The sequence below is a fragment of the Caballeronia choica genome (genome assembly GCF_001544535.1).
In the GTDB taxonomy this organism is placed as follows: Bacteria; Pseudomonadota; Gammaproteobacteria; order Burkholderiales; family Burkholderiaceae; genus Caballeronia; species Caballeronia choica.
Genome location: NZ_FCON02000456.1, coordinates 1 through 1,380 on the forward strand (window position 1 = coordinate 1; position 1,380 = coordinate 1,380).

At 63.6% G+C, this 1,380-nt stretch carries 1 protein-coding gene; it reads right to left on the reverse strand.

Annotation, left to right across the window (positions count from 1 at the left end):
* Positions 1-128 precede the first annotated feature (128 nt).
* A complete protein-coding gene (locus tag AWB68_RS44945; protein WP_087650456.1) occupies positions 129-1,163 on the reverse strand; it encodes a DNA-binding protein in 1,035 nt (344 codons plus the stop codon).
* Positions 1,164-1,380 lie beyond the last annotated feature (217 nt).

A 1,380-nucleotide genomic window follows, 5' to 3' on the forward strand; every position in this document is an offset into this window, starting at 1 on the left:
ACGATTTCCCTCACAGACCGCTCAAAGCGCTCCGATATGCCACCGCCGTCAATTCCGCCGCCGTCAATTTCCGCCAGTTCCTTCGACCCACGCCGGGGGCGCCGCAGCGAATGATGCCGGCTACGGATCTACCCTTGGCCTGTGCTGCGACCCGCCCTCTTGCGAGGAGGCGTTACCGGTGCGGCCACGCGCGGCGCGCGCTTCGCCGGCGCCCGCGTGGTCGGCCCCGCGTTCGGGCGGGCAAGTTCCCGCTGTGCGCGCTCGAGCTGCCCGGTGAGCGCCTTATTCTCTGCCCTCCCAGCCGAGAGATTTCCTTCCAGGATGCCCACCTGATGTCGCAAGTCGCCGACTTGCGCCCGCAGCGCTGCTTCCTGCTTCCGATATCGCTCGTCGCGCTGCTCCGACTTGCGCACCAGGTCGTCGAGCGCTTTTTGTGCGCGGCTCACCGCGACCCGCTCGCGGTCGATCTCGAGCAACGCGCGCGTCTCGGTGGCCCGCAGCCGCTCCTCGGCCAGTTCACCGGCTGCGCGTTGCTTGTCGAGTTCCGCCGCAAAATCCCTTCGTGCATCTCCTAGCGCACGCTGCAACTCGGCCTGTTCGTGTTGCGCGCGTTGCAACTGCGACTTGAACGCTTCGCAGGCGGCCGTCAGCGTGGCCACTTCCTGCTCGAGTTCGGCGCCCTTCGCCCGGGCGCTGTCCAGTAACACGGCGCTACCGGTCAATTCCTGCCGCAGTCGCGCCACCTCAGTTTCGGCGCCGGCCTGCGCTGCCCGCGCTTGATCAGCCTGCTGCGAGGCGTCCGAGCGGAACCCCGTCAATGCCTCCTGCGCGCTTGTCTGCGCGCGATCCCATATCGCGATCGCCAGTTCACCCAACGCACCTTTGATCTCGTCCGGCAGGTCCGGGCTTTCGATTCGCACCCGGCTCTTTTCCCGAAGGATCGTCCAGAACGCGGCCAACGCGTCGGCCGGCGCGCTCATGCTGCCCTTCTTCACCAACTGGTAGAGCTTGTTGGCGGTCGGCGTGATGCCGTACCGAAAAAACAGCAGCACGCAGACCTCCCGATACAGATCGGCGGTGCGTGGAAATTGCGCGCGCAATTGCGCGATCTCGGCGTCCAGTTGCGCGCTGGGCGGTCCGTCCGGCGTCGGTAAAGGGGTCATGGATGGTGAATTTAAGCTTTGATGAACAAAGTATATAACGTAAAACGTTGCTTCTATTGACCTCTAGCTCATAATTTAGACATTATGCGTATAATGTCGATATAATATGCAGATCCTGTTGATAGATCACGTCGGAGTTCGACATGCCCGTTTTTAGCCCCAGCGACCCCTCCGGTAACGCGCTCGCCCCGCTCGAACGCGCGCAGTTGCCGCCCGA